The sequence below is a fragment of the Shewanella phaeophyticola genome, from assembly GCF_025398315.1.
Taxonomy (GTDB): Bacteria; Pseudomonadota; Gammaproteobacteria; order Enterobacterales; family Shewanellaceae; genus Shewanella; species Shewanella phaeophyticola.
Window position 1 is genome coordinate 2,425,504 of record NZ_JAODOQ010000001.1, and the last position, 23,823, is coordinate 2,449,326.

General features: G+C 41.9%; 20 protein-coding genes and 4 pseudogenes. 7 read left to right on the forward strand and 17 right to left on the reverse strand.

The annotated features are described in order from the left end of the window. Positions 1 to 117 precede the first annotated feature (117 nt). On the reverse strand, positions 118 to 1,062 hold the full coding sequence (gene rssA, locus N4T56_RS11315) for a patatin-like phospholipase RssA (protein WP_261733291.1): 945 nt from the start codon (positions 1,060 to 1,062) through the stop codon (positions 118 to 120). Between the two features lie 191 nt (positions 1,063 to 1,253). On the opposite strand from rssA, the pseudogene N4T56_RS11320 reads away from it, so the two are divergent. From N4T56_RS11320 to N4T56_RS11335, 4 genes and pseudogenes are all read left to right on the forward strand, one after another. Beyond that, positions 1,254 to 2,611 (forward strand): annotated as a pseudogene (locus N4T56_RS11320) (DEAD/DEAH box helicase). A gap of 171 nt (positions 2,612 to 2,782) precedes the next feature. Next, the gene (locus tag N4T56_RS11325; RefSeq protein WP_261733292.1) at positions 2,783 to 3,220 is read left to right on the forward strand and encodes a DUF3010 family protein; all 438 of its coding nucleotides are present in this window, start codon (positions 2,783 to 2,785) and stop codon (positions 3,218 to 3,220) included. A 178-nt stretch (positions 3,221 to 3,398) separates the two neighbouring features. Beyond that, positions 3,399 to 3,953, forward strand: coding sequence for a YgjP-like metallopeptidase domain-containing protein (locus tag N4T56_RS11330; RefSeq protein WP_261734807.1), 555 nt, complete (start codon positions 3,399 to 3,401; stop codon positions 3,951 to 3,953). Positions 3,954 to 4,275: 322 nt separating this feature from the next. Next, a complete protein-coding gene (locus N4T56_RS11335) occupies positions 4,276 to 4,935 on the forward strand; it encodes a nitroreductase family protein (RefSeq protein ID WP_261733293.1) in 660 nt (219 codons plus the stop codon). A gap of 117 nt (positions 4,936 to 5,052) precedes the next feature. Here N4T56_RS11335 and N4T56_RS11340 read toward each other — a convergent pair whose 3' ends face one another. Beyond that, a complete protein-coding gene (locus tag N4T56_RS11340) occupies positions 5,053 to 5,427 on the reverse strand; it encodes a VOC family protein (protein ID WP_261733294.1) in 375 nt (124 codons plus the stop codon). Positions 5,428 to 5,800: 373 nt separating this feature from the next. On the opposite strand from N4T56_RS11340, the gene N4T56_RS11345 reads away from it, so the two are divergent. Then, a complete protein-coding gene (locus N4T56_RS11345; protein WP_261733295.1) occupies positions 5,801 to 7,069 on the forward strand; it encodes an MFS transporter in 1,269 nt (422 codons plus the stop codon). A 79-nt stretch (positions 7,070 to 7,148) separates the two neighbouring features. Here the strand turns inward: N4T56_RS11345 and N4T56_RS11350 are convergent, their stop codons facing one another. The 10 genes and pseudogenes from N4T56_RS11350 to N4T56_RS11390 all read right to left on the reverse strand — a co-directional run bounded on the left by N4T56_RS11350 (position 7,149) and on the right by N4T56_RS11390 (position 19,005). Next, the gene (locus N4T56_RS11350; RefSeq protein WP_261733296.1) at positions 7,149 to 8,402 is read right to left on the reverse strand and encodes a glycoside hydrolase family 5 protein; all 1,254 of its coding nucleotides are present in this window, start codon (positions 8,400 to 8,402) and stop codon (positions 7,149 to 7,151) included. A 159-nt stretch (positions 8,403 to 8,561) separates the two neighbouring features. Beyond that, positions 8,562 to 8,822, reverse strand: coding sequence for a GNAT family N-acetyltransferase (locus tag N4T56_RS22475; RefSeq protein ID WP_315903037.1), 261 nt, complete (start codon positions 8,820 to 8,822; stop codon positions 8,562 to 8,564). After that, positions 8,803 to 9,033 (reverse strand): hypothetical protein, encoded by a 231-nt coding sequence (locus N4T56_RS22480; protein WP_315903038.1) that lies wholly within the window; start codon positions 9,031 to 9,033, stop codon positions 8,803 to 8,805. Before N4T56_RS22480 ends, N4T56_RS22475 begins: the two co-directional genes overlap by 20 nt. Before the next feature lie 64 nt (positions 9,034 to 9,097). Beyond that, positions 9,098 to 9,514: a VOC family protein gene (locus tag N4T56_RS11360; protein ID WP_261733297.1), complete on the reverse strand. Its 417-nt coding sequence runs from the start codon at positions 9,512 to 9,514 to the stop codon at positions 9,098 to 9,100. Positions 9,515 to 9,609: 95 nt separating this feature from the next. Further along, on the reverse strand, positions 9,610 to 9,798 hold the full coding sequence (locus tag N4T56_RS11365; RefSeq protein ID WP_261733298.1) for a hypothetical protein: 189 nt from the start codon (positions 9,796 to 9,798) through the stop codon (positions 9,610 to 9,612). Between the two features lie 173 nt (positions 9,799 to 9,971). Next, positions 9,972 to 11,084: an NADH:flavin oxidoreductase gene (locus N4T56_RS11370; RefSeq protein ID WP_261733299.1), complete on the reverse strand. Its 1,113-nt coding sequence runs from the start codon at positions 11,082 to 11,084 to the stop codon at positions 9,972 to 9,974. 537 nt (positions 11,085 to 11,621) lie between these two features. Next, complete coding sequence (locus N4T56_RS11375) at positions 11,622 to 12,896, reverse strand: peptidoglycan DD-metalloendopeptidase family protein (protein WP_261733300.1); 1,275 nt, start codon at positions 12,894 to 12,896, stop codon at positions 11,622 to 11,624. A gap of 324 nt (positions 12,897 to 13,220) precedes the next feature. Continuing rightward, positions 13,221 to 16,871 (reverse strand): AAA family ATPase, encoded by a 3,651-nt coding sequence (locus N4T56_RS11380; protein ID WP_261733301.1) that lies wholly within the window; start codon positions 16,869 to 16,871, stop codon positions 13,221 to 13,223. A gap of 42 nt (positions 16,872 to 16,913) precedes the next feature. Then, the gene (gene sbcD / locus N4T56_RS11385) at positions 16,914 to 18,257 is read right to left on the reverse strand and encodes an exonuclease subunit SbcD (protein ID WP_261733302.1); all 1,344 of its coding nucleotides are present in this window, start codon (positions 18,255 to 18,257) and stop codon (positions 16,914 to 16,916) included. Positions 18,258 to 18,337: 80 nt separating this feature from the next. Next, positions 18,338 to 19,005 (reverse strand): annotated as a pseudogene (locus tag N4T56_RS11390) (TSUP family transporter). A 295-nt stretch (positions 19,006 to 19,300) separates the two neighbouring features. On the opposite strand from N4T56_RS11390, the pseudogene N4T56_RS11395 reads away from it, so the two are divergent. Both N4T56_RS11395 and N4T56_RS11400 read left to right on the forward strand, forming a co-directional pair. Further along, positions 19,301 to 19,977, forward strand: a pseudogene (locus tag N4T56_RS11395) (SDR family NAD(P)-dependent oxidoreductase). Between the two features lie 124 nt (positions 19,978 to 20,101). Then, a complete protein-coding gene (locus N4T56_RS11400; protein ID WP_261733303.1) occupies positions 20,102 to 20,302 on the forward strand; it encodes a hypothetical protein in 201 nt (66 codons plus the stop codon). A gap of 240 nt (positions 20,303 to 20,542) precedes the next feature. Here the strand turns inward: N4T56_RS11400 and N4T56_RS11405 are convergent, their stop codons facing one another. The 5 genes and pseudogenes from N4T56_RS11405 to N4T56_RS11425 all read right to left on the reverse strand — a co-directional run bounded on the left by N4T56_RS11405 (position 20,543) and on the right by N4T56_RS11425 (position 23,816). Beyond that, entirely contained in the window at positions 20,543 to 20,932 is a 390-nt protein-coding gene (locus N4T56_RS11405) for a ribonuclease E inhibitor RraB (protein WP_261733304.1), read from the reverse strand. A 12-nt stretch (positions 20,933 to 20,944) separates the two neighbouring features. Then, the gene (locus N4T56_RS11410; RefSeq protein ID WP_188920148.1) at positions 20,945 to 21,178 is read right to left on the reverse strand and encodes an RNA-binding S4 domain-containing protein; all 234 of its coding nucleotides are present in this window, start codon (positions 21,176 to 21,178) and stop codon (positions 20,945 to 20,947) included. Between the two features lie 50 nt (positions 21,179 to 21,228). Further along, positions 21,229 to 22,036 (reverse strand): annotated as a pseudogene (locus tag N4T56_RS11415) (SDR family NAD(P)-dependent oxidoreductase). Continuing rightward, positions 22,033 to 23,244: an HD-GYP domain-containing protein gene (locus N4T56_RS11420; RefSeq protein ID WP_261733305.1), complete on the reverse strand. Its 1,212-nt coding sequence runs from the start codon at positions 23,242 to 23,244 to the stop codon at positions 22,033 to 22,035. The pseudogene N4T56_RS11415 and the gene N4T56_RS11420 overlap by 4 nt, the downstream one beginning before the upstream one ends. 65 nt (positions 23,245 to 23,309) lie before the next feature. Then, positions 23,310 to 23,816 (reverse strand): DUF2919 domain-containing protein, encoded by a 507-nt coding sequence (locus tag N4T56_RS11425; protein WP_261733306.1) that lies wholly within the window; start codon positions 23,814 to 23,816, stop codon positions 23,310 to 23,312. Positions 23,817 to 23,823: the final 7 nt, after the last annotated feature.

A 23,823-nucleotide genomic window follows, 5' to 3' on the forward strand; every position in this document is an offset into this window, starting at 1 on the left:
AAGCAGACTGGTGGGTATAACAGGAATAGTGAATTTACTTAGAAAAAATTGCTAAAAATCGCTCCGTAACAGGCTACATCTGGATACCATGGATAATGTGTAACCTGTTACGACTTTTTATCGCTCAAATAATGTTGCTTCGAGTAAATGGGCAATATCATGTACCGCCAATTCACCCGCTTTAATCGCTTCTTTAGCACGATGAAATTCCATAGTGCCAATATCAGCAACATCGGGCACGATGCAAATGTCAGGTGGTTCGCCCATCAAGCGTGAACGTTTATGGCGTTGTTCAAGAATGTCCATTGATTGCGACATTACTGCAATCATCCCAGGGTGCGTTTTACTGCCACCAAGGGAAAACTTATCGGTTAAGCCGCTCATGTAATCTTTGCCTTTACCCCATAGATCCATAAAACCCGACTCTAACTGCTTTTTTTCTGTAATCGGTTCTGATGGTTTAGGTTCGCGGCTTTTAACTTGCTCAGGCAACATGTGCATATGGCCACGGCGATGACCATTTAAATCAACGGCAATAACAATGTCGACCCCCATAGCGCGGCACAAAGACACCGGCACAGGGTTCACCACCGCGCCATCGACTAGCCAGCGGTTGTCTTGTTGTACTGGGGGTAAAAAACCCGGCATAGAGCATGATGCTCGCACGGCATGGCGTAAATCTCCTTCTCTGAACCAAATTTCCTGTCCAGAATATAAGTCTGTTGCCACTGCAGCAAAGGGACGTTTGAGTTTTTCAATATCAAGGCTACCAATGCGGCTCGCTAAAACGTCAAACACTTTTTCGCCACTAATTAAGCCGCCTTTACGCCAGCCTAAATCCATGAGCCCGAGTACATCCCAGCTAGAAAAACCACTGACCCAGGCTTCGAGCTCATCTAAATGTTCATTAGCATAAGCCGCCCCAACCAATGCGCCCACCGAGCAACCGGCAATTTTATCTGGATAAATATCTAACGAGGCTAATCCTTTTAAGACCCCAATATGCGCCCACCCTTTTGCGGCGCCGCTGCCTAATGCTAATCCTACAGTCAGCTTTGTCATATTTATTCCCTTCAAACACACTATGATTTCCATCACTCAACAACAATAGCTTATGCCAAAAGTAATCTTCCTATCAATTTTACGCACAAATGATGACAGTCAAAAAATAGCATAACTAAAGCGACTCTTGTTGGCTATAGCACAGTGAAACGGCTATAATCCGTGGCTATCAATTTTTAGGGGATTTACCTTTGCAATTTACCGATTTTCAATTGGACAAGCGCCTGCTTGACAGTTTAAAGCACCTTGGCATTACCACGCCGACCGATGTTCAAGCGCAAGCACTGCCCATTGCCTTATCTGGTAAAGATTTAATGGCCTCGTCTAAAACGGGTTCAGGTAAAACTTTAGCGTTTTTATTACCCGCTATGCAGCGGGTTATCTCAACGAAAGCGTTGTCTAAAAAAGATCCGCGTGTATTAGTGCTATTACCTACGCGCGAATTAGCCCAACAAGTTTACGGCCAACTGCGTTTGTTAGTGGCCAACACTCAATACAAAGCGATTAGTGTGTTAGGCGGAGAAAATTTTAACGACCAGGCTAAAGCTCTGGCACGTGACCCACATTTTATTGTGGCCACACCAGGTCGCATTGCCGATCACTTACAACAACGTCACTTGTATTTAAATGGACTTGAGTTGCTGGTACTTGATGAAGCAGACCGTATGCTCGACTTAGGGTTTGCACCGCAATTAAAAGCCATTAATGATGCTGCCGATCATAAGCGTCGCCAAACATTAATGTTCTCTGCCACCCTAGATCATGACAGCATTAATGAAATTGCTGCGACTTTACTTAAAACGCCAAGCCATGTGGCTATTGGTGAATCGTATACTGAGCATAAAGATATTGTTCAGCGTATCATCCTTGCGGATCACTTAGACCACAAACAAGCGCTGTTACAACACATTCTTAATCAAGAACAGCATAAGCAAGTCATCATCTTTACTGCGACACGTGCTGACACTGACCGTTTGGCCACATTATTGGCATCGCAAGGTTTTGTCACTTCAGCACTGAGCGGCGACTTAAAACAATCGGCTCGTAATCAAATCATGGATCAATTTGCCCGTGGTCAGTCGCAAATACTGGTCACCACCGATGTGGCATCTCGCGGTCTTGATTTAGTTAACGTGTCATTAGTGATTAACTTTGACATGCCAAAATTTGCTGAAGAATACGTACACCGCATTGGCCGTACAGGCCGTGCTGGCGCAAAAGGTGATGCAATCTCATTTGTTGGACTTCCAAAGATTGGGACAGCTTTAAAAAAGTGCAGCTCTTTTTACGTAAAAACTTTGACCTCACTGTTATCGAGGGCATGAAAGCTAAATTTAGTGGCTTAAAAGATAAGCCGACAGCCGGTAAAACCGCCACCAGCAAAACCAAGGTCGCTGCAGGCAATAAAACCAATAAGGCTAAAAAGGCCAAACCAGCACCTAAGCGCGACAAACGCTTTATCACCGGTGTTGACATAGGGGACGCGCCAATGCGCCGTAAAGCCAAACCGATTCAAATAATTGAAGAAGACAAGAGTTCAGAAGACTAAATCACCTGAACTCGGGTTAATCAGCGTCTTTTAAGCAAACAATATAAAGGGTTGTGCACGACTATTAGCACGACTATTAGCACGACTATTAGCACGACTATTAGCACGACTATTAGCACAACGACACATCAGTGTAAACAGGTGTGCAGTATAGAAACAGTAAGGATTAACATGAAAATTTGTGGTGTAGAATTAAAGGGTGGCGAAGCCATTATCAGCATGCTGACTTATGAAGGCGAAACCTTCAACGTACCCGCGTGTCGTAAAGTGTCTTTTAGCGTATCAAACTCAAATGAAACTGAAAGTATTCGTGAGTTTCACTTTGCATTCCACAAACTGATGGAAGATTACAAAGTCGATCAAATTGTGATTATTGAACGTGAACAAAAAGGTAAACTAGCTGGTAGCGCTACCAGCTTTAAACTCGAAGCGGCGATTCAGATTACCGACCTTCCGGTTAATATTATCTCGCCTGTCGCAATCAAAGAGCAGTTAAAGCGAAATCCACCACAAGTCGACTTTGAATCGTTAGATCTTAAGCGCGTACAACAAAACGCATTTGATGTGGCCTATGTGCAACATAACCGCATTATTTTTGGTAAAGCATAAGCTTGCCATATTAAGGCGTTACTGCAATAGTTAGTAACGCCTTAATCATCTACATTACCACTCACATTTAATTGCCTTCCAAGTTGCCCTCATGCCAGACAATAAACCCAAAAGCCGTCAAGCCCCACCCCAAATGCCACTGAAAACGGCAAGTCAGGCATTAAAGCCCAAAACAGATATGAGTAAGCTCATTACCAGCGCCGACATTAAACAGCAGCAAAGTGAACAAAGTGCTTTACGTTATTTAAGCGGTTACCGACCAGAAGTTGTCTTGCAAATTGGTCAGCTTGTTGATAGCAACGCATTAGGTGCTCACTTTTTAAGTCGCTACCCGCGCGTGCATGATATCCGTACAGACAAAGCTTTATATGATATGGCGATAGAGTTAAAAAACACTTATATGCGTCAATCAGATCCATTAGCCAAAGTGATTTTTGACGAAAAAATTAATGTCAGCCACCACGCTCTCGGATTACATTCTTATGTCAATCGCCGTCAGGGCAATAAAGTTAAAGCCAAAAATGAAATTCGTATTTCTTCACGCTTAAAGCACATCCCGTTTGAACTGCTGCAAATGGTAGTGGTACATGAACTCGCTCATCTTCGTGAAAAAGACCACAATAAAGCCTTTTATCAATTGTGCACTTTTATGCTGCCAGACTACCACCAGTATGAGTTTGATATGCGAGTATGGCTGGTCGCCGAAGAGGCTGGGCAATCGCCTTACAGTTAAAGTATTGATTGAGTCTATCAACTCAAAATCAACAACTGTTACACCGTTTTATTCCTTATCTATTCAGAATGCGTGTTTGTCTGTTGACGTCCCCCTCACGTTTTCTCCATATCATCACGTAATTTACATTGGTGTACGCCATTATCACAACCTTATTATGGATTTATTTGTCCATAATGATTTGGCATTGTGCCTATGTTTGTTCCCGGGTTTGGTCTATATCATGCTTAGCAACTTACAGAGCAGCAAGCTTGAATGTTAAAGGCCTGTTTAAAACATCAATGTTGCATAGCTTGGACGTATTATTATGTTGGAGAGAAATATGACTCATCAAATTATTCAAGATCTTAACAATCGCTACACCGCCAAGAAATATAATCCAAGTAAGCGTATTTCAGCTGAGGATATGAATGTATTGAAACAAGCAATGCGTTTATCGGCCTCTTCAATTAATGCGCAACCATGGAAATTTATCATTATTGAAAGTGATGAAGCTAAACAGCGTTTTCATGATACTTATGCCAACATGTATCAATTTAATCAACACCATGCAAAAGCGGCATCACATATTATTTTATTTGCTTACAACCCTCGTTTTACTAAAGAACAGTACAAAAAAGTAGTGGATATTGAAGTGTCCTCTGGTCATTTACCGGCAGAAATGTTTGATAACATGCTTAATGGTGGGTTTACCTTTGCAGAGGCAAACACTGATGAAAATGGTTATAACGGCTACTGGACTAAAGCACAAACCTACATAGCCTTAGGTAATACTTTGCATGTTCTGGCACGTTTAGGGATTGACTCAACCCCAATGGAAGGTGTCGATGCCACCTTAATTGGTAAAGAGTTTGAACAGGAATTAGAGGGTTATGTATGTGACGTGGCCTTAGCCATGGGTTACCACATGGATAGCGAGGACTATAATCACGGCCTACCTAAAGCACGTTTAGCACTTGAAGATATCTTCATCGAGTTATAACTGATTATGATGGGGTTAATGCGCCAATAACGCTTAGCCCCTCATTCACATCACGATAAGTCATTACTCCTTGCCACCACACAGTATAGTAAAGTCAGGCAAGCGGCTCGTACCGGTTTATGAATTCACTCGCCAAGGTGGATTTAAGCGATTATCCCCCGCCCAATAAAGCTTAAGTTTATTACCACTTGGGTCAAACAATACTGCTTCACGCCATAAATACCTTTCATCTTTTGGTCGCTGAGCAAACTCAATCCCTTTTGCTTGCAAGTCATTTACCCAGCTGTCTAACTCTGCATGTTCGAAGTAAATCACTGCGCTATTCGTTGTCGGTTCAGGCTCTAGTGATAACGAAAAGGTACTCTGCCCTATCGGGCATTCAAAGCGCGCATAATGTGGGGTATCAACGATTAAGGTAAACCCCAATAATTGATAAAACGCCACCGCCTTATCCATGTTCGACACCGGTAATGTCACTTGATTGAGATTCATCACTTCCCCTAATTTTTTTGGCACTTTGTGATATTCAAATTTGTTCAATATAAGTGCAACATAAATAAAATGCCTACCGCGTTGGTGCTATTAAGTTAATCTCATCGTGACAGTCACAAACTAATCGTCTGATAATATTGAATAAAAAACAACCCAAATACTTGGCATAAATCTTCCAACCTTGATGATGTTGATAAGCTAATCTAACAGAAACAATCGCTCATTAGCACGCTAGTCATAGTCGATTTGCGGAACAATAGCATCAAAATAGCAACACATAAGAGTACAGTCCGCATAGAAAACCTGAATTAAATATTACAAATATTGGCTCATCGTATGCCTGTGCATATGACATAGTAGCCTTTGGAGTAACATGTTAAATGCGTTAATCCCAATTTCATCTCTACTCTTGTCTAATGCCTTTCTATTACTTGGTCATGGTTTATTGCTTACTTTGCTGCCCATTGCGGCGAGTGAATCAGGGTTCAGTGACACGCAAGTGGCATTAACGGGGTCAGGCTATTTTTTAGGCTTTGTCTCAGGTTGCGTAGCCACACCTTACATGCTTAAACGGGTGGGTCATATACGTAGCTTTGCCGTACTCGCGACATGCTACTCTGTTGTCATTTTAGTGTTCCCTCTGTTACCTGAATTTTATAGCTGGCTATTGTTACGCTTTCTCATCGGCGTGGTGATTTCTGGCTTATATATGATTATTGAAAGTTGGTTAAACGGTACATCAACAGCAAGTAACCGTGGTTCAATACTGTCTATTTACACCACATTAAATTTAGTCATGGTCATGTGCGGTCAGCAGCTGTTTAACTTAGGCAGTTCAAGAGAATCCATGTTGTTCGGTTTAGCGGCTATATTCATATCTATTGCGATAATCCCAGTATCATTGACTCGTTCATCTGCACCGGCAGTCGTTAAACAAGTGACAATAAATATGGCCAAAGTGTGGAAACACTCTCATGTCGCGCTGATTGGCGCGGTAGTAGCGGGGTTTGTTACTGGTGCATTTTGGGCTTTGGCTCCTATTTATGCGAAAGATAATGGTTTTGATAGTATCCAATTAGGCGCATTCTTATCCGCTACTGTGCTTGGTGGAGCTTGTTTTCAGGTGCCTTTAGGTAAGTTTTCTGACCGTTTTGATCGACGAAGTGTCCTGATGTTTACCGCGCTAGCCGGTGCTTTGGTGTCAATGTTATTTATCGGACTTCCCTATATTTTCAGTACCTTTGGTGGTTGGCCGGCAGCTATTTCAGCCTTTTTTTGGGGAGGAACCTGTATGACGTTGTACGCAATATGCTTAGCTCACGCGAATGACAACGCAACCTCAGAAGACTTTGTTGAAATAAGCAGTGCCATGCTCATCACTCTTGGGTTATCGTCTGCCATCGGGGCACCAATAGCATCACTTGCTATGGGGCTCTTAGGTGCTCAAGGGTTATACGCCTTTACCGGTATATGCCTCACCACCTTTTTTGTTATCGTATTATTGAGACGCCGTAGTCACACAATCCCATCAACACTCGAAACCAAAGAAAGCTTTCGCGCTGTGACAGATATGGCCAGCCCAACAGCTTATGAAATGGACCCAAGAACAGAAGCCGATGCAGATAATGTTAAGTATGAGTGATGACTCGTTACGGCAAACCAATGCAACATATGAACATTAACCATTTTTATAATATTAACTCCACACTAATCCATATACTTCATTGTTTTGGTATTAATGCTTCTATTAACTGCGGTCGCCATTGTTGAGTATTATTATCAAAAGCGCCAAAACTCGATGAATATTCCCAATATGCCCAGCTAATATTCCTTTTTTCAGCTTCTCTGGCAATGAAAGCAGTCCAGGCTTTTTGTTGTAGCGGATCAACATAGCGTGAATAAACACCAAACTCACCCAAAAAAATTTCAAAATTACGCTCAGGTTTCGCATTCCAACGCGCGATATTGTCAAACATCTTGATTAATGGAGCTTGGTCATTTTCAGTGCCCAGCCAGGTAGTGCCAATCCATTTACGTGATTCTCCCACCCATTTAGCCCCTTGGTGAGTAAAGTGGAAAGGTTTATAATTATGTATGGTTATAATGGTGTTATTTTTATTCGCATAGTTTGGTAACACCAACTTTGTCAGCATTTCTGGGATATTCCAATCAGCGGTCCCAACCATAACAATCCTCTGTTGTTTACCATCGCTCAGTTGCTTAGCCATATCCCCCCAAATGACTGCGAGTAAATTTTCTACAATTTTATTCCAATCATTATAATGAATACTGCCATTAGGCTCGTTCAATAATTCAAAAACCACATCCGTTCGCGAGTATTCAGATAATGGGAAATGTTGATTAATTTGTTGCCAAATGACTTTTAATCGGCTGATATGATGAGCTTTATTTCTTTCTGAAGCGCGTATTAACTCTGTGTAATGATGCACATTTATAATCGCTTTTAAACCGGCACTATTAGCCCAGCCAACAACATCTTTAACGCGATTCATAAATGCAGCGTTAATGGTATAGGGAGATGTTTTTTCAGCATGAGCAGACCAGCGGATAGGAATTCTTACGTTTTTAAAACCTGCTTTGGCTATTTTTTTAAAATCATCCTCAACCAACAGTCTGCCACCCGTCCAATCACCTTCATTTGGAGCTTCTAAAAAATTACCAACATTAATACCTCGACCTAAACGGGTTTGTTGCAATCCTCCTGTATGATTCCAAGCATATAAGTCACTGTAATAGTGACTTGATAGCACTACGGATTTTTCTGGCCCATTAGAATTTGCATCAGTTGTACCACAGCCGAATAAAATGAGAAAAATGATCAGACATAGAAAGTGATTTAAACGCTTATCAATAAAAAATGACCTTAACTTACCGTCCATCACAGAGCTAGCGGTTGAATGCAATATATTAAAATGAGCAAATATTTGGGGATGCACTTGGCTTTCAACTGACATACTTTAATCCCTTAAGGTATCGATATTCCATGGATAATACGCTGTTGTTCACATCGAAGATAACAAGCTGTTGTTACAAATTAAAGTGTAGACAAATAATGTGGCTTGTCATGAGGCTATAGAATAATTTTGATTGGCTATCGTTTTTCACTAGGAAAATTAACGATAATGTTTCATCATAAAATAGCGCTCAGGACTACCAGGGAATTTAGGCACGGTACCGATAATGCTAAAACCTAGTTTTTGATAAAAACTTGGTGCTTGAAAATCCAGGGTATCAAGTTGTGCAATTAAACAGCCACGTTTAATGGCTTCAACTTCGGCTATCTGCATGAGCTTTTGGCCTAAGCCTTTTCCTCTATGATTAACATGGATCCAAACGATATTAATCAAAAAGTTTTTATAAATGGATTCGCCCACCTACACCACCAATGACATCTCCGTCATCGTTGCGAGCCACTATTGTGAGTGGCTGAGTGCTTTCGTTACCTAAATGTTCTACATTAAATTGCCGCAAACCAGACGTTAGCGAATGAATAACGTGTTCATCTTCATGGTGGATAATGTCTATACCCATTAAAACCTCGATATCTACAATGTGTTGTAGTTGGATTGAACGGTAAGACTTCAATTTAAGTCATTAACCTAACGTTTAATTAGTAAGTGATTAATAATCGCCAAGATAAAGTTCGCCATTACCTTTTTGCCATTGGGTGTTCGGGGTTTAGCTGAAGTAAATCCCATAAATTTCCGTATAAATCTTCAAATACAGCAACTGTGCCATAGTCTTGCTCTTGTGGCTCCCGTAAAAAGTGAATACCAATCGATTTCATCCGCTTATAATCGCGCCAAAAATCATCTGTATTCAAAAAGATAAACACGCGCCCACCCGTTTGATTACCTATAAAACCGTGCTGTTCTGGCTTTGAAGCCTTAGCCAGTAATACCGCGGTACCGTGTGAATTTGGCGGCGCGACAACAACCCAGCGTTTATCTTGTTCAGGCTGATAAGTATCTTCGATAAGCTCAAAGTTTAATTTGTTGACGTAAAAATCGATTGCGTCATCGTAATCTTTTACTACGAGTGCTATATGAACGATATTCTGCTTCATTACTTAACCTAATACTTGTCTAATACTTGATATAAAGCTGAGTTTATCACCACAACTGAAGCGCTTAAACCTCAGCTAACACGGCTGTCTGGCGTTTATTCTTCAGAATAACTGTAATGCATGACCTGTATTTTAACATTAAATGGCACGTCGATTTCTTTGAGGTGAAAATACATACTCGATTCAGAATGATATGTGGTGGTTATCTTAAAAACACTGTTAAAGCAGATAATCGCGATACCAATACCACCTGCGCGATATTCATAAGCAGTGTTATTGCTCATGATTAGTATCAGCTAATGACCAGAACAAAATTCAACCAGAAAAGAACAACAGGCTCCAGAGTATCTAATAAAGTATTCAACTGGGGTGAAACTCTGTTTAACCGTTTTTAAACGCCATGAGCCAGAAAATTACTACTGACTCATGATGTAATTGAGAAAGGTTATTGCTCAGTTTATAAACGGGCTAATTGCGATTTTCTGTCCTTATTAACGACACAAAAATTGCCACGCTTTGTTCGACATTTGGAACATCTTTCGCACTCAACGGGGGCTCTGTCGCCTTCTATCCAGCGCTTTATTAAATGCGGTTCAGACAACAAAGGTCTTGATAGAGCAAAGAATTGAATATCGGTTGTATTGGCAATCGCTTCTATTGCATCAATATCCGTTAATCCGCCCACGGTAATAATTGGCACATTAACGTCTTGGCTAATAGCGTGGCCGTATTCATGAAAGTAGCCTTCTTCTTGGATGGTATATCCGTCAAAAGACTCACCAATCATGGTATTCGCCTTGCCATGGATATTGCCCGAGATAATGATGGCATCCACCCCGAACGCGGCTAATTTTTGACAAACGGTGCGCGTTTCATCAAAGGTTAAGCCCCCCTCAAAAAACTCAGAGGCGGTCAGCTTAACCAGTATTGGATAATCATCACCAACAAGCTTTCTGGTTTCAGTGTAGATCGCTAATAAAAATCTCATTCGATTCTCTAAGCTACCGCCGTACTCATCTTCGCGTCGGTTATAATATGGGCTTAAGAACTGATTAATCAGATATGTATGTGCCGCGTGAATTTCAACGCCGTCAAATCCAGACTCTTGGGCTCTTCGACTTGCTTGAGCAAAAGCCTGAACGATGTAGTCTATTTCAGCCTTAGTCATCGCTTTGCCTAAGGTTTGAGTACCTCTTTCGCATACTTCGCTTGGTGCATAAATCACTCTTTCACCAACGTTGTGGGTAGTTTTGGTGCCACCGTAGGCAAGCTGCATGATGATTTTTGCGTCATAATCGTGGACTAAGTCGGTAAGCTTTTGGTATTCATCCACAAAAGAGTCGTTGTACATGCCCATCATGCCAGCATTGGGTTTTTCTTCTTCTACAATATTGGCATAACCCGTCACTATTAGGCCAACTTCACCTTTAGCCAGTTCTTCGTAGATGCCGTATAATTTTTCTGTCATATGGCCATCTTCTGTCGCCATATTTTCCCAAGTAGCGCTTCGAACAAAGCGGTTTTTTAGTAACATGTTGCCAATGCGAGTTTCTGTAAACAAAGTGCTCAAGTCCAACCCTCTTAATTATCGTGTTGTAATAACAACAAAAAAACAGCACACTTTCTGGGTGCTGTTTTATCCATTTTGCTGTCTGTGGTCAGCCATGACAAATGTTACCGATAAAATAAAGAAGATAACTTAATCTAGATTAAAGTAATGCTATTTAACCACTTCATTAGAGAATAAATACCAATTCCACTAATTATCTGGTCATTCAGCGGGAATTCTGTGCCTTCTAGGCAAGTAATAGGATTGTAGGCATAGTGACTCTACGTCAAAATCCTATTAAGCAGCATAGAAGGCACAGAAACCCGCCTTGCAGGAGGCGCTCAGACTGTCCATTTCTTTGTTGCATTGCCTTAGAAGGGAATAACCATTATTTCAACAATGCGCCTCAAACTGGACAGTCTGAGCGACTCTGATTGGTCACATAATTAATGGAAATGGTATAAATACAGCGAGCAAACAAACATAAAAAATGCAGCCCTATGGCTGCATTTTTATGAGTATTATTCTATCGAGTGATTCAATCAAGTATAAGCGAAATCACCCTAAATCCATCATCATCGTACGGCTACGTACTAGCGCCTGAAACTCTTGTAATTGCTTTTTAGGCAACACTTTAGCCTCAGCAATATTGGCTTTCATTGCATCGACTGGGCGACCATTGACAATGAACTCATAATGTAAATGTGGTCCCGTTGATGCACCGGTATTACCTGATAATGCGATAACTTGACCACGAGTCACTCGTTGCCCTTTCTTGACTAAAAACCTCGATAAATGTAAGTAGCGAGTGCGTACTTTGTTGTCATGTTCAATCACAATATAATTACCCGCAAACGCATGTTTTGTCACCATAGTGACAACACCGTCTCCTGGCGCAACAACTTTAGTGCCAATAGGTGTAGCAAAATCGGTGCCGTTATGTGGACGAACACGACCCGTGATTGGGTGTTTACGATTAGGGTTAAAGCGCGAGCTTAAACGGTACTTTTTATTAAGCGGAATACGCTGGAACGCTGGTGCTAAACTCTGGCCGTTCACATCGTAATAATTACCGTCAACATTTTGAAATGCGGTGACATCACGACGGCCAGTGTTAATACGAATACCTTCAATTGAGGTCACGCCCGTTGGCTCACCTTCAACAAATTGATCATTAACCAACACAGAAAAGGTATCGCCGGCACGTAATTCGCGTGAAAAGTTGAGTTTCGATTTTAATAAAGATTCGACTTTTTGAATTTCGCCAGCACTTAAACCTGCTTTTTTAGCCGAAACATAAAATGATCCGTTAATCTCACCACCGACAATACGGTTTTGCCAAATACCATCAATGTGGATGTCGTTTACTTCGAAACTACCATCGTCAAAGCGAGTAAATTCCACTTGATGAGCAGGATTAAAATACAGTTCTAGCTTTTCAAGTTCGCCGTTGGCATTGTCCCAAAACTGAATACGGTTGCCTGGCAGTAACGTATCTAAAGCTAATACTTCTAAGTCTGCCTCAAGTACTTTGTACATGGTACGTTGATCGATACCGGCAAGTTCAAACAAATGGCTTAACGTGTCGCCACGTTCAATCACGCGGTTTAAAATAGGCGTCACTGGTTGAGCAACAATTGGCGCCTGAGATTGTTGTGCTATTTGCGGTAATAATGAATCGATATCAATAGCGACAGGAATACGTTGAGATGAAAATTCTTGTTGTGTTGGCCATAACAAGGCAGCACCAACCACAAACACACTTGCTAGCAATAACTTCTTGTGCAAGTTGGGTAAGTTCAACGAACTTACATCTGGCCTTTGAAAGCCCATAATTTTACTCGTTAGCAATGTCTAATCCACCCTAAAAGATGACGCTTTATATTTATTGTTTTCTTTCACTGCAAATTGTTATTGCGAAATAGGCATAGCACGAACTAACTCTATGCCATCACATCGTTTTTATTAAAAATATGCCCCAATATTTGATGCTACGCCGTCCGGTAAAAACCACTTAAAATACCGTTCTTTGCACTCAAACTGCATATCAACGCTCTTTTATATCAAATAATAATCATATTACAAATATAAAATGTCATTTAATTCATAATTAATTTGAACTTGATTGCAGCAATCACGGGAGTTTGAAGCCGATCGTTATCCTACAACAGCAAATTCACTTTGTAATTTACTGATACCGAGCCCGTTCATTTTATTCACTTTTACTTGCACATTGATCCGCTCTTTCATTGCTTCAATATGACTAATCACCCCGATCATTTTGCCCGATGCATTAAGATTATCGAGTGCATCGAGTGCAGTATCTAAGGTTTGACTGTCTAACGTACCAAAGCCTTCATCTAAAAACAGTGAGTCAATGCTCGTTTTATGACTCACAAGGTCAGAAAGCGCTAAGGCAAGGGCTAAACTCACTAAGAAACTCTCGCCACCTGACAAGGTTCTGGTATCACGCACAGCATCGCCCTGCCATGTATCAAGCACTTGTAGTTCTAACGCATCAGACTCTTTTCGCTCCAATAAGTACCGCCCTTGCAGGCGCTCTAGTTGTCGGTTAGCTAACGCAACTAAATGGTCCAAAGTAAGCCCTTGAGCAAATTTACGGAACTTATCGCCCTTTTGTGAACCTATTAACGAATGTAGATAAGCTAAATCATCGTATTCTTGTTGCAGTTGAGCTTGTTCAATTAACAGTTGTTGCTGCCCAGCTCTTTTGCTGGCGTCTTGTTCTAGTTCGTGACTTAATCGCCACAATGTTTGTTTATGTTGCTGTATTTCAACGTCGAGCGCTTGGTGCTTGTGCGCAATAACCTCATGTTGAGTCATATCATATTCATGCTGCTCACCATTGTGAGTCAGCTCAGTTTGCCGTATTAAGGCTTGCTCAACCAAGGTGTTTGCTTTGACAATATCATTATCGAGTTGTTGCTTAAGTTGTTGTAGTTTTTCACGCTTTTGTGGTGTCAGTAATGCGGCATTAAACGCTGTTTCATCGGTAAATGGACTCTGTAATAACGCATCTTGCCACTGTGTTTGCAGTTGTTGTAACTCTTGCTCTGCATCGGTCTTTTGGCTCATCACACCTTGCTGCTGAACACGTAACGTGGAATGTTTCTTATCTGCCGCTTGTAATTGCTGCTCTGCAAGTGCCACTTGTTGCTGGGCTTGCTCTAACGTGTGCAGACTTAATTGTTTTTCATCATCGACCACTTTGTCTGCAAACAGGCTTTTACGCTTAGCTTGTAAGTTTTCAAGTTGGCTTTGTACTTGCTCAACCTGTTGCTGCTGCGCCAAGAGTTGGGTATTAACCTCATCTGACTGTTGTTGGTTACTGGCGATTTTTTCGCTGGTGATTGTCAGTTGTTGTTGATTGTCGATGGCTTGTTGTTGCGCGTTGGTCCAATCCGTTAACTGTTGTTGTAATGCCGTTAACCACTGCTTGGCGTCATGGAGAGTGGGGGCACTCAATCCATTGGCGATAATTTGCTTTGATAGCAGATTAACCATGTCAGTTTGTTGTTGGGTTAAGGTGTCAATTCGCTGCTGCTGTGCCACAGCACTTTGTTTTGTATTTTCAAGTTGTTGAGTTAACAAACCTTGCTGGTTAATCAGTTGGCTCACGGTTTGCTCAGCTTGAACGCATTGTTGCTGATGTTGATGTAACGTTTTTTGGCATTGGTTGAGCTGAGTAAGCTTTGTGGCTAATTGTTGCTGCTGTGCTTCGGCGGCGGCAATATAATCATCTAACGCTGCTTGCTGTTGATTATCAAGAATTAAACTCACCGACAAGGCATCAGTTTGCTGCTGCCATTGTTGCTCAATATTGTGCAATTCTGCTTGTGCTTGATTAAGTTGTGATGTGCTATTGTCAAACTTGACTTGCAGTGCAGTTTGTTGGTTTTTAAGCTCCTCGCCCTGCTTTTTAATGCTGTCGAGTTCGGTTTGTAATTGCTGCGCCCGCTGTTCAGTGGCAGACACATTAAGCGTCTCATAATGCTCAACTAATGGATGCTCTGTAGCACCACATAATGCACACGGCTCGCCCGCTTTTAATTTAGCTCGCTCTAAGGTCAAGTTAGCGATTTGCTGCTCTTGCTGCAATAATGTTTGTACATCTTTCACTTGTTGATTTTTATCGCTCCACTGAGCACGAACTGCTGTTAATGATTGCGCGATAGCGGTTAACTCTTTGTCAAACTGGACTGACTGCTGACTCAGTTGCTGACATTGCTGTTGCGAGCGGACATATTGAATAAACAGTTGAGTTAATTGATAGCGCCCTGCTTGTTGATCAACACATTGCTGATACTGCGCGCTGATTTGCGACTCATCTTCACCAGCCAATAAATTGTCCAGAACTTGCTGGCTGCCAGTGTGTTGGGCTGTCGCTTGGGTTAATACCAATTGTGCCTGGGTCATTTGTGGGCTCAATTGGTTTAAAGATGCCTGAGTTTGCTCAGTATTGAGTTGATGCTGCTTAGATTGCTGTTCAAGTTGTGCCAATTGCTCAGTTAATTGCTGAACTTGGGCATATTGCGATTGCCACGCGCCGAAGGCTTTAGCGATATCCTGACCTTGTGGCAATGCATTGAGTTGCTGTTCAATTTGCTGTTTGGCAGTGTTAAGCGATTGATGCTGGTTTAGCAGTTGTTGTTGCTGTTGCTGTGATTTTTGTTGTTGTGACTGCGTTTGTTTAAAACTTGATGACACTTGCGATAGTTGATAATTGACCTGATGAATCTGTTGATCAAGTGGCAATACTTGTTGCTCAATTAAGGTCAATAAGGCTTTATGCGCTTGGGTAACTTGCTCAAGCTGTTGTTGATGTTGACCATGTTGTTGCTGATGAGTCTGTAACTCAGATTGTGCCATCTGCGCCAGTTCATCAAGCTGAGTCATTTGCGCGGCCAAGGCTGTGACTTTTTGCTGTGCTTTTTGTTGTTGCTCAAACAAGGGGGCAATGAGCTGAGCGGGCTCACTGTGCGCCAATTGTGTCAGTTCAGAGTCATGTTGTTGCTGGCGTTCAAGCGCTTGCTGTTGCTGCTCATTAGCATTGCTTAACGCTGTTTGAGTTTGTTGGACATTATCCGCCCAGGTTAAATACCCTGTTAATTGGGTTAACTGTTGCTGCTGGGATTTCAAGGTTAGATTGAGTTGCTCAATGTGTTGTTGCTGCGCTTCACGTTGCTCATCATCGAGTAATTCAACACTGCCAAGCTTGGCTTCTAACACCTTTAAATTGGTTTTAGCTTCACTAAAGTGTTGGTGCACTCGTGCTGAAATTAAGCCATAAATTTCAGTGCCGGTCAGCTCTTCTAATAATTCGGCTCGGTCATTGGCATCGGCATTTAAAAAAGCGGCAAACTGCCCTTGAGATAACATCATCGACTTAGTAAAACGGGCAAAATCTAGGCCGGTAATTTGTTCGACTAATTCGGTTTTACGTTTAATTTGACTGGCAAGAATTTTACCGTCGCGTAATAATGCCAACTCCACTTGCGCATCCTGCAAATTGCCGTCGGCTTTATCCCGTGAGCGGCGCTGACTCCAAAAGGCGCGATAAGCGACGCCTTTTACTTCAAACTCCACTTCGGCTAAACACTCTGCAGTGCCGCGAGTCATGAGCTCGTTGGTGGTTTTTGAAATGTTATTTAATCTCGGCGTGCGATGATACAGCGCTAAACAGATGGCATCTAAAATAGTGGTTTTACCTGAACCTGTTGTAGCCAGTAATGGCAAACAGGCCGTTTTCAGCAAATGGCGATTGGGTAAAATCAATTTTCCACTCATTTTTAAGTGAGTTAATGTTTTTAAAACGCAGGCTTAAAATCTTCATCCTTGGTCACCTTCTTGCGCGTTATCCAGTTGTTTATTTTCCGTTATTGTTGGGCTGTTTGCCTCTTGCAGCACATGGCTTGCTGCAGTTTCCTGATGATTACGCTCAGCTTCAACCTCGGCGACCACTTGTTCAAAGCATTGGTTAATCCTACTGAGCTGTGCTTGTTGTGCTGCTGTGTCAAATTGCTCCTGAGCTAAACGGCGAGCAAACACCTGGCTGACACTCAGCTCTGATAGGGTTTCGTTGTCCAGTTGTTTGATGTGCTGCTGACGTTGACTTCGAGCTCGTTTTAGTTGTAGTACTTCGACAGCTTTGTCTTGAGTTAAATCAGCAATTCGCGATTGTAAGTCAGATAAATAATCTTGCTGCGACACTTCAATGCTTAACCAGGTTGTTTGTTCGGCGTTGTGTTTGTCATCAAAAGCTCTCAGTTGTTGTTCAATGCTGGCTAAATCGCCTTTTAATACTTGCATGGGCTGAAACAGCGGCACCATAAGTGGCGTGACAGAATTGAGTTTTCCTTCAGTAAATTCGACTAAAAACACTGATTTATTCGTTTCATGTTGGCTTGATAACTCATCGAAACTCAAAGGGATGGGTGAGCCGCTGTAACGAATATGTTCAGACTTAGCCACCACTTGTGGGCGGTGAATATGCCCAAGGGCAATGTAATCAGCTGGCGGGAATTGCGCCGCATTAAAGGCATCTAAACTGCCAATGTAAATATCACGCACCGACTCTGATGTACTGGCGCCTACTGTGGTTAAATGTCCGGTTGCGACGATGGCTACGGGGCTAGGTAATGTGGCATTTAACGCACAAGCTTGCTCAAAACAGCTCTGGTATAAATCGCTTATGGCTTCGCCTAACTTACGTTGCTTATCTCCCGACGATTCTCCTGATTCGCTCAGTACCATATCTCTTGGTCGCAAATAAGGCAGCCCACACAAAATAGCGCACACCTCACCTTGACGATTTTTGAATGGCATAACGTGTTCGTTAACACTCTCAAATGCGCCAGGAATTACGGTGGTATTCAGGCAAGCCAAAAGATGTCTTGATTCGTTAAGGGTTGAGACGGAATCATGGTTGCCGCCTAAAATAATCAACTGGCAGCCGCTTTGTTGAATTTGCACCACAAATTGATTATATAAGGCACGCGCATAGCTTGGTGGAGTGCCGGTATCGAAAATATCGCCAGCGACAATCAGTGCATCGACTTGATGCTGTTCAATTTGGCTTAGCAACCAGTGCATAAAGGCCTGATGTTCGGCCGCGCGGCTCTTGCCGTAAAAATATTGACCTAAATGCCAATCAGATGTGTGAATAATGCGCATAACATCCCTTTAATTCTAAGTATTACCCACCGCCAAGGCTATTGGCGGGTTTAGTCATAAATACCGTCACATGATCATACTTACATATATTGCGACCATAATAATTTGAGGCTCATGCCAAATGACATCACGACCACCAAAGGCTTAATGATTTTAACACCTTTAGTCACCACTAAACGTGAACCCAATGTGGCACCAATAGATTGTCCCACCAGCATAATTAATCCTAAAACCACCACTACCTGACCACCAATTAAAAAGAAAATCAGTGAGGCGATGTTGGTCGCAAAATTAAGTAACTTGGCATGCGCTGTGGCTTTGGCTAAACCAAATCCAGCCAGCGACACAAAAGCCAATGCAAAAAAGCTCCCAGTACCGGACCAAAAAATCCATCATACAACCCAACGCCTAACGCAGCAGTAAAAGCAAACACACTTGGGGTTAACACTTGTTGGCGATCATCTTCACTGATCTTTTTCGACAATAAAAAGTAACAACCAATCGCTAAAATTAAAAATGGTAAGACTAACTCAAGTAATTCAGCGTCAATCATCTGCACAAAAATGGTACCTATTGCCGCGCCAATAAAAGCGCACATCAGTGACAACTTCATACTGCGTAAATCCACCATGCCTTTGCGAACAAAGTACAAACTGGCAAAAAAACTGCCACCACAGGCTTGAAGTTTATTAGTACCGAGCGCTGCTGCAGGAGGTAAGCCAGCCCACATTAATGCCGGAATGGTCAAAAGGCCACCACCGCCGGCTATTGAATCAATAAATCCGGCAAGCAAAGCGACAATAAATAAAATCAACGCGAGTTGGAGTGTGAGTTCAAACATGAAGGTTCTCGTAAATAGCGACAAACGTGAGTCAGAAATGACAAGGCGTTATTAGACAATCTTTAACGACAAAATACAAAGCGTTATTTATTCATGCTTACTGAATTAGGGAGTAATCTGCCATTCACTCTCGCCATGATTGCGGTTTGTATACGCATTGGTATAGTGATCAGCTTAGTGAATATTTACCTAAAGGTTTTTTATGATAGTGATTACTGGCGCCAGCAGCAGCCTAGGTGCAGCCCTTACCCAACAATATGCAGCGGACGAATGCCAACTGCTCATTAGCGGTCGCAGCGAGCAAAAATTAGCCGCCGTTTGGGCTAAGCTCTGTCCAACCCAACAAGCCAATGTTTCTCTACATGCTGCTGATTTATGTGTTTCTGAAGAGGTAAGTCAATTATTTTCTCAGTTACCTTCGCCGCCAGCCACGGTTATTCATTGTGCTGGCAGTGGCTATTTTGGCTGATTGAACAACAAGACCCACAAGCTATAAACCAGCTTATCCACAATAATCTGACCTCAAGTATTTTGGTGTTACGCGAACTGGTGAGCCGTTATCGCGATCAAAAAGTCAATGTGGTGGTGGTCATGTCTACTGCAGCTCTTGCCGGAAAAGCACATGAGTCGACTTACTGTGCGGTAAAGTGGGCAGTGAAAGGCTTAATTGAATCGTTAAGGTTAGAACTAAAAGGCAGCCCAATGAAGTTGATTGCAGCTTACCCTGGCGGAATGGCAACCGACTTTTGGTCTACTAGCGGTAAAGACATCGACACTTCAAGTTTTATGACAGCTGATGAAGCTGCGCTGATGCTAAAAAATGCCTTGCTGGCAACGCAGCATGGCTATATTTCTGATTTAACCATAAACCGTAGCTAACTAAAGCTGTAATGTTAACTTTATTGGCATTTACTTATCATTATTTCAGGTTGATTGGACATATATGATACCAATATGAGCTTTAATATTGTACTTAACACTTACAAATTAGCAGGTTACTTCAATGAATGAAAAAGTCATTTTAATCATAGTGTCCCTAGCGATGGTGCTGTGCTTATCCGCTTGCGCAGAATTAAAACAGACTGGCAGAGAAATAGGCCACACGACCCAAAAGGTCACGACTGCAATTGGTCATGGAACTCGCGACACGGTAAAAGCCATTGGTCGAGAAACCAAAGAAGTCGTTGAAGAAATCAAAGAGTAACCCATTAATTTTTTTAACAATAAAAAGCCGTTAATGCTGAACATTAACGGCTTTTTGCTATTCATTGAATAAATGATTTTATACCCATCAGGATAAATAAGTGATCAGAGATTGCGTAGGAAAAATCGCTTAGAATAAGGCAGAAATTGCAGCGAGCTAGTTGTTCTACCTGCAAAATTTCTAACAACGTTATAAGCGATGTTAGCCAGTAAGAATGATCACATTCTTGGCTGATTGGTTTTAGTGGTGGCAATGCTCACTGCATTGGTGATCGTCATCGTCAGCAAACTCATCGTCACCATGTTGATGCTGCATTACGCCCCAACCATCAGAAATACCGTCAAACTCTTGTGCAAAGTTATTTAACTCTGTTTCTTTGGCAACAAGTGCATCATATTCTGGCACCATTTGTAGGCAAACAATCACTTCCCACTTGGTACTTTCTTCGTCAAAATTAAGCTCTAATTCGCCTTGTAATTCAGTTTGCGTTAACGCTTCCATCGCGGATTCAGCATCACGCTGATCGTCAAACACCAAGAAGAAGTCCACTTCAAGAGGCTGAGTTAAATCAATACCGGCGTCTGCCATTGCTGCCAGCATTTGGCCATTATCATCATCTGGAAATTGCATGTATTTGTCCTTTTATTGCGCCGCAACTATTTCAATATTTGCACCGTTAAATGAAATAACATCGCCAACCACACACTTTTTACGTTTACGGGTGTCAATCTCACCATTGACGGTTACTTGACCTTCAGTAATAACATGCTTGGCATCGCCACCGCCATTTACTAGGCCTTGTACTTTTAACACTTTGTACAGTTCTACGTATTCATCACCTGGAAGTAATGCAAACGCTTGAGTTTGAGTCGTCACAATAATTGCCTTTTATTCAAAATATGCCGGCTATTATAGCCTATGCAAGTTTAGCAAGCATCAAGCATTTTAAGCGGATTAGGTTGACGATACTCATAGCCTAAATGGCGACAAATTAACTGACCATCAATCACTTTACTGGGCTGTTTTTGTTGGTTAAATTCTGGAGGCGTTAGGCCAAGATGTTCAGCGGCTTTAACATAAAACTCGCCGCGAGTAGGATGAACAGGCGCGGCCAGATTATAAATCGGTAAGGTGTTAGGGTTCGATAAAATCAAGCTAACAGCAGCAATGCAATCTTCTAAGTGCACCAAATTGACCGCCACATTCGCGCCGCTCACATCGGTTTTACCCGCAAAAAAGCGACCAGGATGACGCTTAGAGTACAATTAAGCCTGAAAATCGCACAATACAACTATTGGGCATTGCTGCAAACATGGCTTCCGCTTGTAACAATGTGGTGCTGGCATCACTAAATGCGCTGGCATCAGCTTCGGTTACGGTTTGATCAGCAGAGGGATACACTCCCGTTGTGCTGATAAAAATTATCTTTTGATACGGCCGCGTTCCCATTAATGATTTAAGTTCAGTTAAATAGGTAATGTAATCAGAATCGCCGCGACGAAGCCTAGGAGGAATATTAATCACAATGGCGTCGGCATCAAATAGCGAAGAGCTTTTGACGTCATCGCTAACATTGGCTAAATCTAGCTGGTAGGGTTTGATGCCCAATTGCGGCAACGAGACTAAATCATCGACTTGGCGTTTAGATGCTTTAACTTGAAAACCCTGGCTTATAAGGTATTTCGCCAAAGGAAGACCGAACCAGCCACATCCAATAAGTGTTATTGTTTTCATTGATTCTCTTGGTGATTAAAATGATTAAAGAAAAAGCTAATAGGATTATTGGCTTGTAGCGTTTTTACTGCACCTTCTGATAAATCGTCTAGCTTAATGACTTCTTTAACGTGCACATTTTCACTGATTAAAAAGCGAAAACTAGGATCGGCGCCTGTCACATCGCAAGACCACACATGAGGTTGTTTTACATCTGCAGTAGTCATCATCACTTTGGCAATCGTGTCATCGCTTAGGCGGACAATGGTGCCTGGAGGATAGATACCGAGTATTTTAACCAACACTGAAATGAGTTTATCACTGTGCTTATTACTATGATTTTTAAATAAAATGCCCAAGGCGACTTGCGGAGCACGATATTGATTAAGCAAGGTTTCGTAATCATTGGCTAATGATACAACTTGCGTAGTGATTAACAATTTAGCTTCGGTTAATTGGTGAGGAAAACCACTGCCGTCAATAAACTCATGGTGGTGCAATACGATATCAAGCATCGCTTCAGGAAATAACCCCGTGCGTTTTAGCATATCGTAGCCAAAGTTAGGGTGCATTTTTAAAAAATTAGCTTCGACATCGGTTAATTCACCTCGTTTGCGCCTAATGTCTTCGGGGACTTTTAGCTTACCAATGTCATGAAACAAACTGCCTAGCGCAATATCACGCATTTCTTTTTTGCTTAGTGATAACGCATAAGCAATCATCATAGACAAAACCGCAACTGAAATACCATGCTGAGTCACACTTACGTCAGCTTCGCCACTGCCTACTAGGGTTAGATGGGGCGTTTCGCTTTCGTAAAAGTGTTCAATTAACTCTTCAACTAACGTGGCTGCTTCACGGTAAGCGCCTTCTGGATCGCTCAATACTTTTCCAAACACAGTGCGGCTGTCGTTAACAGACTTAACAAACCGTTGCTGACTGACTCGCATACTTTTTTTAGCTAATAGGCGGTAATCAATCTCTTTGACTTGCTCTTCTTCGACTGGGATTTCTTCAATGACCTCTTCAACCTCAGGTAATAAATCATGGCCATCGATAACATAAACAAACTCAACATCAAGACCTTTAATCATCTCGATTTGCACTTGTTGTTCTAGTTTTACTTTACTGCGGAAAAATGGATGACTAGTCCACGACAAAGGTAGCTTAACGGTTAAACCGATAACCATCTGCGAAACAGGTATTTGGGTTAATTCTGTTTTTGCCAAAGTCGTGATCCTTTCACAATAGCTTATAAGGCTGAAATGAGAATATCATTGGGGCGATGATGCCATTATGGTTTATTACGATTTTCTGTCACCTCAGACGGTTCACTGTCGTCAACAGCCCAATCGGCAAAGTAGTAATGTAACCGCTTTGATTTTAGTACATAAATAACAGACCAAAATAAAAAAAGTGCATCAAGTGAGTAACCCAGTTTAAATAAATAGTCATCATGCACGATTCGTTGCAGTAAAAATACCCCATCTAAAATAAGTAAAGCCCATAAAAACCAAATACTTTTACTAAACAATGGCCTTAATATTAGCCAACTGCGTTTACGCTCGGCGATAATCAAGCCATAAACCAGTACTGCCCCCACACCTGCCACTAACGCTAAGATAAAGTCAGTTTTTTCTGGGTAAAACAGTCTCACAAGCCCTGAACGGTCATTAAACTGAGTGAGTGAAGCAATAAAAATACACCACCCACGAGCCAAAAACACCAATATTAAATACAAAAATAACGGTGGTTTGATATAACCGCGATCATCGAGCCAGGTAATATGACTAAAATTCACAATATAC

What these genes read in the sequence shown, in the direction of transcription:
- rssA (WP_261733291.1), bottom strand. Translation starts at nt 1,062, where the DNA reads ATGACAAAGCTGACTGTAGGATTAGCATTAGGCAGCGGCGCCGCAAAA.
- N4T56_RS11325 (WP_261733292.1), top strand. Translation starts at nt 2,783, where the DNA reads ATGAAAATTTGTGGTGTAGAATTAAAGGGTGGCGAAGCCATTATCAGC.
- N4T56_RS11330 (WP_261734807.1), top strand. Translation starts at nt 3,399, where the DNA reads ATGAGTAAGCTCATTACCAGCGCCGACATTAAACAGCAGCAAAGTGAA.
- N4T56_RS11335 (WP_261733293.1), top strand. Translation starts at nt 4,276, where the DNA reads ATGACTCATCAAATTATTCAAGATCTTAACAATCGCTACACCGCCAAG.
- N4T56_RS11340 (WP_261733294.1), bottom strand. Translation starts at nt 5,427, where the DNA reads ATGAATCTCAATCAAGTGACATTACCGGTGTCGAACATGGATAAGGCG.
- N4T56_RS11345 (WP_261733295.1), top strand. Translation starts at nt 5,801, where the DNA reads ATGTTAAATGCGTTAATCCCAATTTCATCTCTACTCTTGTCTAATGCC.
- N4T56_RS11350 (WP_261733296.1), bottom strand. Translation starts at nt 8,402, where the DNA reads ATGTCAGTTGAAAGCCAAGTGCATCCCCAAATATTTGCTCATTTTAAT.
- N4T56_RS11360 (WP_261733297.1), bottom strand. Translation starts at nt 9,514, where the DNA reads ATGAAGCAGAATATCGTTCATATAGCACTCGTAGTAAAAGATTACGAT.
- N4T56_RS11365 (WP_261733298.1), bottom strand. Translation starts at nt 9,798, where the DNA reads ATGAGCAATAACACTGCTTATGAATATCGCGCAGGTGGTATTGGTATC.
- N4T56_RS11375 (WP_261733300.1), bottom strand. Translation starts at nt 12,896, where the DNA reads ATGGGCTTTCAAAGGCCAGATGTAAGTTCGTTGAACTTACCCAACTTG.
- N4T56_RS11380 (WP_261733301.1), bottom strand. Translation starts at nt 16,871, where the DNA reads ATGAGTGGAAAATTGATTTTACCCAATCGCCATTTGCTGAAAACGGCC.
- sbcD (WP_261733302.1), bottom strand. Translation starts at nt 18,257, where the DNA reads ATGCGCATTATTCACACATCTGATTGGCATTTAGGTCAATATTTTTAC.
- N4T56_RS11400 (WP_261733303.1), top strand. Translation starts at nt 20,102, where the DNA reads ATGAATGAAAAAGTCATTTTAATCATAGTGTCCCTAGCGATGGTGCTG.
- N4T56_RS11405 (WP_261733304.1), bottom strand. Translation starts at nt 20,932, where the DNA reads ATGCAATTTCCAGATGATGATAATGGCCAAATGCTGGCAGCAATGGCA.